This window comes from Chelativorans alearensis (genome assembly GCF_010993735.1).
Classification (GTDB): Bacteria; Pseudomonadota; Alphaproteobacteria; order Rhizobiales; family Rhizobiaceae; genus Chelativorans; species Chelativorans alearense.
The window spans coordinates 61099-75376 of record NZ_WQNI01000003.1; the positions used below are offsets into that span (position 1 = coordinate 61099).

The window sequence follows — 14278 nt, forward strand, 5'->3', positions numbered from 1 at the left end:
TCTCACCCCACCATGCGCTCCGGAGGCGGGCGGTCCTTGGCGAGCTTCTTGAACTTGCGCACCACCATGTCGCGCTTGAGCTTCGACAGGTGGTCGATGAAGAGCACGCCGTTCAAGTGGTCGATCTCGTGCTGCAGGCAGGTGGCAAGGATGCCGTCGGCCTCTACAACCTGCTCCTTGCCGTCGAGATCGACATATTTCACCGTCACCGCTGCCGGGCGTTCCACCTCGGCATAGTAGTCGGGGATGGAAAGGCAGCCTTCCTCGTGCACGCTACGCTCGTCCGAGCGGGCGACGATTTCCGGATTGATGAAGACCTGCGGCGCGGGCGGCGCGTCCTTCTCCGCCACGTCGAGCACCAGAAGCCGTCGCGGCTCGCCCACCTGGATGGCGGCAAGGCCGATGCCCGGCGCGTCGTACATGGTCTCCAGCATATCGTCGGCGAATTTGCGCACGTCGTCGTCGATGCGCTCGACGGGCCTTGAAGCCTGGCGCAGCTTGGGATCGGGAAGAAGAATGAGCGGGCGGATGGTCATGGGCGTCAGGTAATGGCTGGGCCCGAAACCGTCAATATGCTTCGTATCGGGCCGTTCAATTCGTTCACGTTTTGGTCTTATGGCGACATCACGAATCGTCTAAGGTGCCGGCATGAACGAAGCCGTCTCGCTCCTTTCGATGCCCGTCGCCCAGCTTGGCGCGACCACGATTTCGCTCGGCCATGTGCTGGCCGCCTCTGGCGCGCTGCTCCTTGGGATGCTCGCGCTCCTCGTCATCGCCCTGTGGCGGGCGGGGCGTGCGCGCGCCGAGGCCGGGGCGGAAGCTGCCCAGCGCGCCCGTGAAGCAGAGGCGCGCATGGCCGAGCTGACGAAGGCGCAGGCCGAGCTTTCCGGCCGCATGGGCACGATTGCGGAGGTGTTCGGATCCCGCCAGGCGGAGCTGACCAAGTCGATCTCCGAGCGGCTCGACGGCATGACGTCGCGCCTCGGCCAGTCGATCACCGAGCAGACCAAGTCGACGCACGAGAACCTCGCAAAACTGCAGGAGCGGCTGGCCGTCATCGACACGGCGCAGAACAACATCCAGTCGCTCGCCGGCCAGGTGGTGCAGCTGCAGCAGATCCTCTCCAACAAGCAGACCCGCGGCGCCTTCGGCCAGTCGCGCATGGAGGCGATCGTCGCCGACGGCTTGCCGCACGGAGCCTACGAGTTCCAGGCCACCCTTTCCAACGGCAGCCGGCCCGACTGCGTGGTGAAGATGCCCAACGGCGCGCCGTCGCTGGTCGTTGACGCCAAGTTCCCGTTGGAGGCGTGGAACGCCATTCGCGCGGCAAGCGAAGGCGAGGGCGGGGCGGAGGCGCGCAAGCAGGCCGAGAGCGCCTTCCGCCGCGATGTCGAGGTGCATATCAAGGCCATCGCCGAAAAATACCTGATCAATGGCGAAACCCAGGACACGGCCTTCATGTTCGTGCCGTCGGAATCGATCTTCGCCGAGATCCACGAGAACTTCGAGGCGCTGGTGCAGCGTGCGCACCGCGCGCGCGTCGTCATCGTCTCGCCGTCGCTCCTGATGCTGTCGATCCAGGTGATCCAGGCGGTCCTCAAGGACGCCCGCATGCGCGAGCAGGCGCACCTGATCCAGGCCGAGGTGATGAAGCTCATGCAGGACGTCAGCCGGCTGGACGACCGCGTGCGGAAATTGCAGGGCCATTTCCTGCAGGCCAACAAGGACATCGACATGATCCTCACCTCGGCCGACAAGGTGACCAAGCGCGGGGCGCGGATCGAGGCGCTGGAGCTGGGCGCGGCCGGGGAGGCGGAAGTACTGGAAGACGGCGAAGCCAAACGCGCTGCCGGCGGACCCGGCTCCGGCTCGCTGCGGCTTCGGGTGGTGGAGGAGTAGCGGCCGCGCGCCGACCGACACCCCGCTCGTCAGCCCAGCGCCGCTGCGATTCGCGCGATCACCTCTTCATCCGCCGCTGCCCGCTCCTTCCGCCCCGCAACAAGGCACGCCTCCGAGCGCAGGATCACGCCGTCGTCCAGCACCTTCAGGTGATTGGCCTTCAGCGTCGAGCCGGTCGACGTGATATCGACGATCACATCCGCCGAGCCCGCCGCCGGCGCGCCTTCCGTGGCGCCCAGGCTCTCGACGATGCGGTAGACCTGGATGCCGTGCTTCTGTGAGAAGAACTGCTGTGTGAGCCGCCAGTACTTCGTGGCGATCCGAAGCCGCCTGCCATGGCGCTGGCGGAAATCGGCGGCCACGTCGTCGAGGTCGGCCATGGTGGAGACGTCGAACCACACTTCCGGCACGGCCACCACCACGTCCGCCCGGCCGAAGCCGAGCCGTGCGGCGATCTCCACGCGGCGCTCCCAATGGGGAATAGTCTCGCGCACTAGGTCCTCACCGGTTATCCCGAGGTCGACCCCTCCGCGGTCGAGCTCGCGGGCGATCTCCGAGGCCGAAAGGAACGTCACCTCCAGCCCCGTCACACCGTCGATCGCCGCGCGGTAGCGCCGGTCGTTCTCCGGCAGGCGGACGGGCAGTCCCGCTGCCTCGAGCCGCCGCACCGCCTCGTCCTTCAGCCGGCCCTTGGAGGGCAGGGCGAGCGTGACGCTCATGGCCTCTCCTCCCTGAGCGCTGCCACGCGGTCGAGCCAGATGGAGAAGCCGACGCCGGGGATCGGCTTTTCCGCACCCAGCAGCGTCAGCAGTCTGTCGTAGCGCCCGCCGCCGGCGAGCGGCTGGCCGAGGCCCTCCGTGCCGATCTCGAAGATGAAGCCCGTATAATAGTCGAGCGGGCGGCCGAAGCCGGCGTCGTAATGCGTCTCGGTGAGCGGCAGGCCGTGCGCGGCAATGCGCTCTGCGCGCGCGGCAAACCCTTCCAGCGCCTCGTCGAGGAAGATGCCGGCCTCGCCGGCAAAGGCGGCAAGCCGCGCCTCAGCCTCTTCCAGCGGCACGTGGATGGCGAGAAAGGCTTTTAGCGCGTCGAGCGCGGTGTCGGAAAGGCGTACGCTGCGAAGCTCCGCCTTCTCCATCAGCCGCCGCGCGATCTCTTCGGGAAGGCGCCCGGCGGAGGGCGACAGGCCGGCCGCCTGCATGGCCTCATCGATATGCCGCGTCAGCGCCTCTTCATCGCCGCGCGCCACCAGGCTCGCCACCGCGCGCGGCAGGCTTGCTGCCCCTTGCGGGCTGGTGAACTCGGCGATCGCCGCCTCCAGCATAGAAGGAGAACCGAAGGCGCGCGCCAGCCGCTTCTGCCAGCCGCGCGGCAGGCCGAGGGCGGAAAGCACGGCCTCGAACACCGCCTGGTCGCCCAGCGTCATGGAAAGCGTGCGGTCCGGCAGCACGCGGGAAAGAAGCGCGTGCGCATCCGCCAGCGAGCGCGCGTCCGCCTCCGGCCTGTCCTTTGCGCCCAGGTCCTCGATGCCCGCCTGAAAGAACTCCGCGCCCCCCTCGCGCCGCTGCCGGAACACCTCGCCGAGATACGCGTAGCGGCGCGGCGTGGCGGCCCGGCTCTCGATGTGGTCGAGGCAGACGGGGATGGTGAATTCGGGCCTGAGGCACAGGCTCCTGCCCGTCTCGCTCTCGGTGAGGAAGATGCGCCGCCTGAGGTCCTCGCCGGCCATGTCGAGGAAGGGGTCGGCGGGCTGGATGATGGCGATGTCTGTCAGCGCCGCCTCGCGCTCGGCGAAAAGGGCGAGGATATCGCTTGCGAAGGCGGGGGTGCGGGGGGTCATGGGCGTGGGGTTCTGCTGCTTTTCAGCAAGCCCGGCGCCCTACGGCAGGACAGAGGGGGGCGCGAAGGGGCGCCGGCCTCTCCAAAAAAGGCGGAACGACTCATTCTTACGCGCCCCGTTCTTGCCGCTGCGCCTGGAGCACGCGCTTCACCGCATCCACCAGATCGCCCTCCGGCACGGAGAACTGCGCCGGCCGCGCCTCGCGCCACGTCACGTTGTCCTCGATCTCCTCGGAAAGCCGCTTGCCCTCCACGAGATCCTTGATCTGCACCTCGCCCTTCTCGCGCTCGTCGCCGCCCTGGATGACGACGCAGGGGCTGCCGCGCCGGTCGGCATACTTCATCTGCGCCTTCATGCCGGCGCCGCCCAGATACATCTCCGCGCGGATGCCGGCGCCGCGCAGCTCGGAAACCATCTTCTGGTAGCGGCTGAGGCTTTCCGTTTCCTTGTCCATGACGAGGACGACGACGGGGGCGACCGTCTCGGCGGTTTCCAGCTTGCCGAGGTTCCTGAGTGCCGTCATTAGGCGTGACACGCCGATGGAGATGCCGGTGGCCGGCACTGGCTCGCCGCGGAAGCGCGAGACGAGGCCATCGTAGCGCCCGCCGCCGCCGACGGAGCCGAACTGGACGGTTTCGCCTTTTTCGTTGGTGACGGGGAAGGTCAGTTCGGCCTCGAAGACGGGGCCGGTGTAGTATTCGAGGCCGCGGACGACGGAGGGATCGATGCGGATGCGGTCTGGGCCATAACCGGCAGACTTCACCAGGCTACTTATTTCTTGCAACTCCCGTATCCCATCCATGTAGCTGGAGTTTGCCGCAAGCGAATACCGATCGTCGCCGAGCGCATCTGGCAGTTTGTGTAGCAGCATCTGACCGGGTTTGTAGTTCTCCTGACCCGATAGAACGTTTTCACTTGCGGTTGCTTCCAAGACTACGGAACACTGCGCCTCATCCAGCCCCGCACCCTTCGTAAAGTCACCGCTCTCGTCCATGCGGCCTTTACCGAGCAATTCCCGCACGCCCTCGGGGCCAAACTTGTCCAATTTATCAATCGCCCGCAGCACCGTCAGCCGCCGCCCGGCATTCTCGTCGCCACCGAGCCTGATCCCCTCCAGCACCCCATCCAGCACCTTCCGGTTGTTCACGCGGATCACATAATCCCCGTGCGCAATCCCCAGTGCCTCCATCACGTCCGCCATCATCATGCACATCTCGGCGTCCGCCGCGACGCCCGGCGTCCCGACCGTATCCGCATCAACCTGCATGAACTGCCGAAACCGTCCCGGCCCCGGCTTCTCATTCCGGAAAACCCACCCCGCGCGGTAGCTGCGGTAAGGCTTCGGCAGCCGCTCGAAGTTCTCCGCCACGAAGCGCGCCAGGGGCGCCGTCAGATCATACCGCAGCGAGAGCCACTGCTCGTCCTCGTCCTGGAAGGAGAACACGCCCTCGTTCGGCCGGTCCTGGTCGGGCAGGAACTTGCCCAGCGCGTCGGTGTATTCGATGAGCGGCGTTTCCACCGGCTCGAAGCCGTAAAGCTCGTAGACGGCGCGGATCTTCGCCACCATCTCGTCGACGGCGCGGATGTCGGCCGGGTGGCGGTCGACGAGCCCGCGCGGGAGCCGTGCCTTCACCTTGTCCGCCTTGCCTGCCATGCCGTGTTCCGTCCTTGCGAGATGAGAAAAGCCGCGCCCTCTTCCGGGCGCGGCTGTCCTAGCCGATAAGGGTGGGGGCGGCAAGGGCGGCGGCGGCCTCAGGGCAATCGCTTGAAGGGCGCCAGCCCTTCAAGCAACCGCCGCCCCCGCCCTCAACTCACGAAGCGCAGGTTGGAAAGCTCGTCGGCGATTTCCTTGAACTTTTCGGAGAGGTCGGCGCCGGTGGCGTTCCAGAACAGCTTGGCGGGATTGCCGTTCTCGTCCTTGCGGAAACGGGATTCGGAGGCGCAGGACTTCAGCGCCTCGATCTGCTCCCGCTCGTCGGCCTTCCACGTGCTCAGGTCGAGCGCCACCGTCATGACGATGATCTCGCCGTCCTCATCCTTGCCGCCCTTTCCGTCCTTGCCGTACTTGGCGTGGTCGCACAATTTGGCGAACTGCTGGTTCATCGCCTTGGTGTAGTTGGGGTTGGAGTAGTCGTAAGGGTTGACGGTCGTGTTTTCGAAGATGCGGCCGTTCTTGGCATAGCCGTAGTTGGAGTAGATCGACTTATTGCCGGCGGGATCGTTGTAGCCGAGCCATTGCGGTGTGTAGTAGGTGTTCGCCCCGTCCGTCAAAACGATCACGACCTTGTCGTTGCCCCTCTGCTCGTCGGGGCGACCCTCCGTGAAAGGTGCCCTGCCGGAGACCACCCGCCAGCCCCAGGCCATGCCTTCGGGCACGTTGGTCGCCCCGTCGGCGACCATGCCGTCGATGGCGTCCTTGATGGCCTCGAGCCCGTCTTTGTCCGTTACGTCGGTGAGCGGCGTGATGGGCTTGGTTGTGCAACTCGCATTTGGTCCCCCGCCGTCGGGAACCCGGGGAGCGAGCACTGCCGGGAAGTATTTCGGCATATATTCCTGCCGCTTGATCGCGTCGCCGCCGCCCGCATCCGCCAACCAGTTGTTATGGACGTTCTCGCGCCAGTTCTTAGGGTCCTCCTCGTCCGGCGCGAACATCGGCACGAACAGCGTATCGGGGTTCTTCCTGTCGGGCACAGTGTCGTCCAGCCCGTAGGAGCCGGGCCGCATCTCCACGCAGCCGGCCCACGAGGCCATTGGCGCCGAGGGGGTCACCTCCTTAATCTCGTCATAGAGCGTGAAGCGCGTGACCTTGTCGCCTTCCTCGTCCCTCCACAGCGCCCCTTGCTTGTGGTAGACGCCGTCGACCTTCTCGACGCGCTTCTTACCGCCCTCGATCTCCGCCATCGTGTCCCAGTCGAAATTCTCGTGATGGATCGACGAAACCCCGTCCGTATCCATCCAATCCGCTTCTTCGTTATCCGGCCCGACATTCACCGACGCGGCGAAGGGCACGATGCCGAACTGCACCGGCTTGGCGACCTGCTGCATCATGGCGCCTTGGCCGGCCAGCGTGTCCACCAGTTCCTTGGCCGCTGCCTTCAGTAGGTCGATGCGCTTCTGGCCGGAGCCCGAGCCCTTGAAACCCATGGAGCCCGAATTATCGAGCACCAGCGCCACCTCCAGCGTGTTCTTCAGCCGCACCTCGTTGCTGGCGTTGAGCTTGAAGGTGCCGTCGCCGCTCTTCTCGCCCCTCAGTGCCTGGAAGACAGGGTAGAAGATCGGCTTATAGGTGAGGTCGGCTTGCATCCTCAGTGTGCTGCCGCCGGCGGAGCCGTCGGGGAAGGTAACGTAGAGCGTCGTGTTCTCCGGTTTCACCGGTCCCAGATTGGCGGCGAAGAAGTCGTTGGCGTAGACGATCAGGTCTTCTTCGCTTTCGCCCTCCAGAAGGCGCCAGGCGGTCGCCATGTTGGCGGCGTCCAGCGCGTTCAGCGTCGCCTGGCGGTGCCGGCTCATCTGCGTATAGTCGATTGCCAGCGCCAGCGCGCCCATCACGGGCACCATCACCAGCGCCGTGAGCATGGCATAATTGCCCCGCTCGTCGCGGCGGAATTTCCTCAGCATCGGTTTGCCCACCCTGCCTCGATAGATTTTGCCGGCAAGGATGATGCGTGATGCTGAACGATTTCCTTAATGTCGGGCGGCCATATGCGGCACTGGTTCACGAAGGGTTAATGCCTCGGCCACTGTGCTCATGCGCCGAAAAGCGGGTGACAGCCTTCCTCTCATGGGCTAATTCCTGCGCGGGTTTCACGGCCCGCTCCTGGCCGCCCCGCGAATCCGCATCCAGGGAGAATCCCCGTATCCAGGGAGAATCAATGCCGCAGCCGCCGGACATGATCGACAGTCTCGACGCACTCGCCGCGCCCTACGCGCTGATCCTGTGCGATGTGTGGGGCGTGGTGCACAACGGCGTTGGCGCCTTTGCCGAGGCCTGCGCGGCGCTGAAGCGCATGCGCGAGGCCGGCAAGGCGGTGGTGCTGGTCACCAACGCGCCGCGCCCGCGCGGGCCGGTGGAGGAGCAGTTGCGGCGCCTCGGCGTGCCCGACGAGAGCTGGGACCGGGTGGTCACCTCCGGCGACGTGACGCGCGAACTGATCCGCAACGCCCCGCGCCGGCTCTTCCACCTCGGGCCGGACCGGGACATGTCGCTCTACGACGGCCTCGACATCGAATTGGTGGAGGAGTTCGAGGCGGCGGGCGTCGTCTGCACCGGCCTCTACGACGACGAGACGGAGACGCCGGAAGACTATGCGGAGCTCTTGCAGCGCCTGCGCGCCCGCGACCTGCCGCTCATCTGCGCCAATCCCGATATCGTGGTGGAGCGCGGAAACCGGCTCGTCTTCTGCGCCGGGGCGTTGGCGCGCGAATATGGCCTCCTCGGCGGGCGCACGCTGATCGCCGGCAAGCCATACGGGCCGATCTACGAGGCGACATTGGCCGCCGCCGGCGAGGTGCTGGGCCGGCCGGTCGGCGTATCGGACACGCTGGCCATCGGCGACGGCATTCTGACCGACGTCAAAGGCGCGGCCGGTATGGGCATCGACGTCCTCTACGTGACGGAGGGGATCCACGCCGCCGAATACAGCGAAAACGGCAAGCCGGACCCGGCGCGCCTCGCCGCCTTCCTGGAAAAGCATGGCCACCGGCCGGTGGCGGCGATCAGGCATCTGCGGTAGGGACGGGCCGTGGCGACAGGGTTCCAACGCTGTGCCGGCCTCGATGCCTTCCCGGCGTCGCTACGCGGAGGCGTCGTGGCGATCGGCAATTTCGACGGCGTGCATCGCGGCCATCAGGCGGTGCTGGCGCGCGCGCGAAAGGTTGCCGAAAATGAGCGCATTCCCGCCGTCGTCCTGACCTTCGAGCCGCATCCGCGCAGCGTCTTCCGCCCGGAGGTGCCGCTCTTCCGCCTGACACCGGCGCCCATGAAGGCACGGGTGCTCGCCGCGATGGGCTTCGACGCGGTGGTGGAGCAGCCGTTTGCGCGCGACTTCTCCTCGCTCACGCCCGAGCGCTTCGTGGCCGATGTGCTCGCGGGCGGCCTGGGGGCTGCGCACGTGGTGACGGGCTTCGATTTCCATTACGGCAAGAACCGCGGCGGCACGCCCGAAACGCTGGCGACGGCGGGGAAAAGCCACGGCTTCGGCGTCAGCGTCGTCGACGCCTTCTCCGACGAGGGCGGCGAGGTGGTCTCCTCAAGCCGCGTGCGCGCGCTCCTAGCCGAGGGCGAGGTGGCGCAGGCTGCCGGCCTGCTCGGCTACCGCTACACGGTCGAAGCCGAGGTGACAGACGGCAAGAAGCTCGGCCGCACGCTCGGCTTCCCCACCGCCAACATGGCGCTGCCGGAGGCGACGGCGCTCCGCCACGGTATCTACGCCGTGCGCTTCCGCCGCGCCGACGGCACGTTGTACGACGGCGTGGCGAGCTTCGGCCGCCGTCCGACGGTGGACGAGGCGGGCGCGCCGCTTCTCGAAACCTTCCTCTTCGATTTCGACGGCGACCTTTACAGTGAGACTTGCGCCGTCTCCTTCTTCGGCTTCCTGCGCGGGGAGGAGAAGTTCGACGGGCTCGAGCCACTGGTCGCCCAGATGAAGCGCGACGAGGAGGAGGCGAGGGCGCTGCTTTCGGGTGTGCGGCCGCTTTCGGCGCTGGATATGGCAATTGCCTTTTGAAGCTTTCACCTCGTCATCCCGGACAGCCTCCGCTTTTGCCCCGGCTTCCCGGTTGACGCCGGCGCGTCTGCAACCACAATCGCCCCTTTATTCTTCCGCCCACCTCGGCTAAAAGCGCGGGCCATGATGACGAGCGCCGGTTTCATACTCGCCTGCCTTGTGCGGGCTGCCATACGAATTATTGGCCCGGCCTTCCGCGTGGCCTAGCGGCTCGCGGGAAGGTCCGGGATTTTTCTGCGCGCTCGCACCGCGCCATTCCGCCTCTTTGAAGATCATCGGCGAGGCCAACGGGCTTCGCATTTTCCGCAGCGAGACAATGAGCCAGACGACCGAAAAGCTGGATTATTCCAAGACCCTCTATCTGCCGCAGACGGACTTCCCGATGCGCGCGGGCTTGCCGGCGAAGGAGCCGGAGCTTGTCGCCCGCTGGCAGAAGATGGGCCTCTACAAGCGCCTGCGCGCCGAGGCCAAGGGCCGCCCCCTCTTCGTGCTCCACGACGGGCCGCCCTATGCCAACGGCAACATCCATATCGGCCACGCGCTGAACAAGGTCTTGAAGGACGTCATCACCCGCTCCTTCCAGATGCGCGGCTACGATTCCAACTACGTGCCCGGCTGGGACTGCCACGGCCTGCCCATCGAGTGGAAGATCGAGGAGCAGTACCGCGCCAAGGGCAGGAACAAGGACGAGGTGCCGATCAACGAGTTCCGCAAGGAATGCCGCGACTTCGCCCAGCACTGGATCGATGTGCAGACCGAGGAGTTCCAGCGCCTCGGCGTCGAAGGCGACTTCGATAACCCGTATCTGACCATGAACTTCCACGCAGAGGCGCGGATCGCCGGCGAGCTGTTGAAGTTCGCCACGAGCGGCCAGCTCTATCGCGGGTCGAAGCCGGTGATGTGGAGCGTGGTGGAAAGGACGGCGCTGGCGGAGGCTGAGGTCGAGTACCACGACCATGAGAGTGATACGGTTTGGGTGAAGTTTCCGGTAGATGACGTCCGGAAGGAGGGTTACACCGACCAGATCGAAGCTATCGCTGCAATCCTTGAAAAGCAGGGCGAAGATACAAGCCCCGAGGCGGTGAAGGCGTATTTCGGCGAATTGAAATCTGCCTTTGTCGTCATCTGGACAACGACACCCTGGACCATCCCCGGCAACCGCGCCATATCCTTCTCGCCGCGTATCGCCTACGGCCTCTACGAGGTCACGGTGGCGGAGAACGATTTCGGCCCGCAGTCAGGCGAAAAGCTGATCTTTGCAGATGCTCTGGCGGAAGAGTCCTTTGCCAAGGCAAAGCTTGAGTTCAAGCGCCTGCGCGACGTGAAGGCGGATGAACTGGCGGCGGTCGTCTGCACCCACCCCCTCAAAGGCCTCGGCGGCGGCTACAACTTCCCCGTCCCCCTCATCCCCGGTGAGCACGTAACCGACGACGCCGGCACGGGCTTCGTCCACACTGCCCCCAGCCACGGCCGGGAGGACTTCGACGCCTGGATGGACGCCGCGCGCGATCTCGCCGCCCGCGGCATCGACACCGCCATCCCCTTCCCCGTGGACGACGCCGGCTTCTTCACCCACGACGCCCCTGGCCTCGGTCCAGACCGCGAGGGTGGCGCAGCACGCGTCATCGACGACAAGGGCAAGAAGGGCGATGCCAACAAGGCCGTCATCGAGGCGCTGATCGAAAGGAACATGCTCTTCGCGCGCGGCCGGCTGAAGCATTCCTACCCGCATTCCTGGCGCTCCAAGAAGCCCGTCATCTTCCGCAACACGCCGCAGTGGTTCGTCTCCATGGACAAGGACCTCGGCGACGGCACGACGCTGCGTACGCGTGCACTCAAGGCCATCGACGACACCCGCTTCGTCCCCGCCGCCGGCCAGACGCGGCTGCGCGCCATGATCGAGGAGCGGCCGGACTGGGTGCTGTCGCGGCAGCGCGCCTGGGGCGTACCCATCTGCGTCTTTGCCGACGATGAGGGCGAGATCCTCAAGGACGAGGCCGTCAACGCGCGCATCCTCGAGGCCTTCGAGAAGGAAGGCGCGGACGCCTGGTTCGCCGAAGGCGCGCGCGAGCGCTTCCTGGGTTCGCGCGCCAACGAGCCATGGCACCAGGTGATGGACATCCTCGATGTCTGGTTCGATTCCGGCTCCACCCATGCCTTCACGCTGGAGGACCGGCCGGACCTTAAATGGCCGGCGGATGTCTATCTCGAAGGCTCGGACCAGCACCGCGGCTGGTTCCACTCCTCGCTTCTGGAATCCTGCGGCACGCGGGGCAGGGCGCCCTATGACACGGTCATCACCCATGGCTTCACCATGGACGAGGAAGGCCGCAAGATGTCGAAGTCGCTCGGCAACACGGTCGTCCCCCAGGACGTGATGGCGAAGTCCGGCGCCGATATCCTGCGGCTCTGGGTCGTTACCACCGACTACTGGGAGGACCAGCGGCTCGGGAGTAATGTGCTGCAGACCAACATCGACGCCTACCGCAAGCTGAGGAACACCATCCGCTGGATGCTGGGCACGCTGGCGCATGACGAAGGCGAGGAGATGCCCTTCGCCGAGATGCCGGAGCTGGAGCGCCTCATGCTCCATCGCCTCTCCGAACTCGATGAACTCGTGCGCAAGGGGTACGACAATTTCGACTTCAAGCGTGTCATGCGCGCCCTGCTCGACTTCATGGTGGTGGAGCTCTCCGCCTTCTATTTCGACGTGCGCAAGGATGCGCTTTACTGCGACGCGCCTTCGAGCACCCGCCGTAAGGCGGCGGTCCAGGTGGTGCGCAAGCTCTTCGACTGCGTGGTGACCTGGATGGCGCCGATGCTGCCCTTCACCACGGAGGAGGCGTGGCTGGAACGTTATCCACACGCAGAATCCGTGCACCTGGCGCAGTTCCCCGCGGTGCCGGGCGAATGGCGCGACGACAAGCTGGCGGCCAAGTGGCGCAAGATCCGCCAGGTGCGCCGCGTCGTCACCGGCGCACTGGAGATCGAGCGCAAGGACAAGACGATCGGCTCCTCTCTGGAGGCCGCTCCGGTCGTCCACGTCACGGATGCGGCGCTGCGCGAGGCCATCGCCGGCCGCGACATGGCCGAGATCTGCATCACCAGCGGTATTGAAATCCGCGGCGACGCGCCCCCGGCCGATGCCTTCACGCTGGAGGAGGTGAAGGGCGTGGCCGTCGTCTTCGAGCGTGCATCCGGGCGGAAATGCGCGCGCTCCTGGCGCTACACGGACGATGTCGGCTCCGATCCGGAATTCCCGGACGTCTCCGCGCGCGACGCGGCGGCACTGCGCGAACTGCGGGCGCTTGGCCGGTTCTGAGCCGGCTCAAGCCTTGAGCTCGGCCATATAGGCCTTCCGCCGCTCTAGGCTCTCCGGCGGCCAGACGGAGGGGACGTCGTAATATTCCTCGACGGCTTGCGCACCTTCGGGAAGGACGACCCAGGGAACCTTGGAGCGCGTATAGATGTGGATATCTGGGGTGATGCTCCGGGCTTGGTCCAGCGTGCCCACGCGCACGAAGTGCACCAGGTCCTTCGCGCCGCCATAGTTGCTCCAGACGGCCACCTTGCAATGCGGGCAGCGCCAGATCTTTTGTCCGCGCCCGCTCTCGGACGGCGTCAAGATCTTCTCCGGATTGCCGGTGAGCAGTTCCACATTCGCCGTCTCGATCAGGGCGTTGATCGCGAAGGCGGTCCCCGTCTCCCTCTGGCACGAGGTGCAGTGGCAGCAATGGACGATGAGCGGCTCCCGGTGCAACCGGTAAGTGATGCGTTCGCAGGCGCAACGTCCTGTGAGATGTTCCATCTCTCCCTCCTGACGATGCGCATACATCCTGCCATCGGGCGCACACGGATCAAAGTCTTTTTGCGTCGACGGCTAGCGCACCAGCGCCGGGATGTTGCGTCATGACCGCCCGTCCGGTAAAAGGCCCGACAGGAGAAGAGCGCCATCATCTCGTCGGATTTTGGGGCGAGGAGGCACGTAACGGGGGCGGTGGACGGCCGCCTGCAGGCGCTGAGGAGAGTTGAACAGTGAACAGTCTTGGCAGCGGCGCGCGCATTGGCGGCGGAAGGTCGCGCATGAAGCCGAAGGCGGTCGGCGCGGCACTTGCGGTATCGGCCATCATCCTTTCGGGCTGTTCCGGCACCACCTACGGCACCGGGACGACCGCCGAGACGCAGCTTGTGCAGGACCTGACGGGCGTCCTGTCGCTGGCGCCGAAGAAGAAGCCGCCCATCGACTATTCGCCCCGTCCGGGCATTGTCGAGCCGCCGTCAACGGAAGTCCTGCCGCCGCCGCAGGAGAGCGTCGCCTCGACATCGAACCCTAACTGGCCGGAATCGCCTGAGGAGCGTCTGGCGCGCGTTCGCGCCGAAGCGACGGCGAACCAGGACGATCCGTTCTACCGGCCCAACATCGTCCGCGACGTTGACAACGGCAGCGCGAGCCGGGGGACAGGGGGAACCGCCGCCCGCCTCAGCGAGAACGGCTCGGTAAAGCCGGAGATCCTGGAAAGAAGTGCCCGCATGCGCAACGAGCAGCGCCTGGAGTTCCAGCGCCGCCAGCAGCTGGCAAACCAGGGCAGTCCGACCACGCGGCGCTATCTGAGCGATCCGCCGACCGAATTGCGCCAGCCGGCCGAAACCGCGGCGGCCGGCGATCTGGGCGAGGACGAGTGGAAGAAGGAACGTGCCGCCAAGAGGGCAGCGACAAAGGAGACAGGCGGCCTGCGCCGGCTCATTCCGTGGTTGAACTGAGGGAGCCGTCGAACACGACCGCCCTTCGGGATCATCCTGAACTGCCGGCGCGCGG

General features: G+C 66.1%; 11 protein-coding genes. 5 read left to right on the forward strand and 6 right to left on the reverse strand.

The genetic code is table 11. From position 1 onward, the window contains the following. Window positions 1-2: 2 nt before the first annotated feature. Entirely contained in the window at window positions 3-536 is a 534-nt protein-coding gene (gene def, locus GPJ75_RS05655; protein ID WP_163266005.1) for a peptide deformylase, read from the reverse strand. A 112-nt stretch (window positions 537-648) separates the two neighbouring features. Between def and GPJ75_RS05660 the strand changes: the two genes are divergently transcribed. Continuing rightward, window positions 649-1899, forward strand: coding sequence for a DNA recombination protein RmuC (locus tag GPJ75_RS05660; RefSeq protein ID WP_163266007.1), 1251 nt, complete (start codon window positions 649-651; stop codon window positions 1897-1899). A gap of 29 nt (window positions 1900-1928) precedes the next feature. On the opposite strand, the gene hisG is transcribed toward GPJ75_RS05660, so the two are convergent. From hisG to GPJ75_RS05680, 4 genes are all read right to left on the reverse strand, one after another. Beyond that, on the reverse strand, window positions 1929-2618 hold the full coding sequence (gene hisG, locus GPJ75_RS05665) for an ATP phosphoribosyltransferase (protein ID WP_163266009.1): 690 nt from the start codon (window positions 2616-2618) through the stop codon (window positions 1929-1931). Next, window positions 2615-3736, reverse strand: a complete 1122-nt coding sequence (locus tag GPJ75_RS05670; RefSeq protein ID WP_163266011.1) for an ATP phosphoribosyltransferase regulatory subunit — start codon at window positions 3734-3736, stop codon at window positions 2615-2617. Before GPJ75_RS05670 ends, hisG begins: the two co-directional genes overlap by 4 nt. Before the next feature lie 106 nt (window positions 3737-3842). Next, window positions 3843-5390 (reverse strand): histidine--tRNA ligase, encoded by a 1548-nt coding sequence (gene hisS / locus GPJ75_RS05675; protein WP_163266013.1) that lies wholly within the window; start codon window positions 5388-5390, stop codon window positions 3843-3845. A 152-nt stretch (window positions 5391-5542) separates the two neighbouring features. After that, window positions 5543-7354 carry a pilus assembly protein TadG-related protein gene (locus GPJ75_RS05680; RefSeq protein ID WP_163266015.1) on the reverse strand — a complete coding sequence of 604 codons (1812 nt, stop codon included), beginning with the start codon at window positions 7352-7354 and terminating at the stop codon, window positions 5543-5545. Window positions 7355-7608: 254 nt separating this feature from the next. Here GPJ75_RS05680 and GPJ75_RS05685 point away from each other — a divergent pair, with 254 nt between their 5' ends. From GPJ75_RS05685 to ileS, 3 genes are all read left to right on the forward strand, one after another. Continuing rightward, entirely contained in the window at window positions 7609-8469 is an 861-nt protein-coding gene (locus GPJ75_RS05685) for a TIGR01459 family HAD-type hydrolase (RefSeq protein WP_425483119.1), read from the forward strand. Between the two features lie 9 nt (window positions 8470-8478). Then, window positions 8479-9462 (forward strand): bifunctional riboflavin kinase/FAD synthetase, encoded by a 984-nt coding sequence (locus GPJ75_RS05690; RefSeq protein ID WP_163266017.1) that lies wholly within the window; start codon window positions 8479-8481, stop codon window positions 9460-9462. A 316-nt stretch (window positions 9463-9778) separates the two neighbouring features. Next, on the forward strand, window positions 9779-12784 hold the full coding sequence (gene ileS / locus GPJ75_RS05695; protein ID WP_163266019.1) for an isoleucine--tRNA ligase: 3006 nt from the start codon (window positions 9779-9781) through the stop codon (window positions 12782-12784). Between the two features lie 6 nt (window positions 12785-12790). Here the strand turns inward: ileS and GPJ75_RS05700 are convergent, their stop codons facing one another. Further along, window positions 12791-13270, reverse strand: coding sequence for a GFA family protein (locus tag GPJ75_RS05700; RefSeq protein ID WP_163266022.1), 480 nt, complete (start codon window positions 13268-13270; stop codon window positions 12791-12793). 227 nt (window positions 13271-13497) lie between these two features. Between GPJ75_RS05700 and GPJ75_RS05705 the strand changes: the two genes are divergently transcribed. After that, entirely contained in the window at window positions 13498-14223 is a 726-nt protein-coding gene (locus GPJ75_RS05705) for a hypothetical protein (RefSeq protein ID WP_246248925.1), read from the forward strand. Window positions 14224-14278 lie beyond the last annotated feature (55 nt).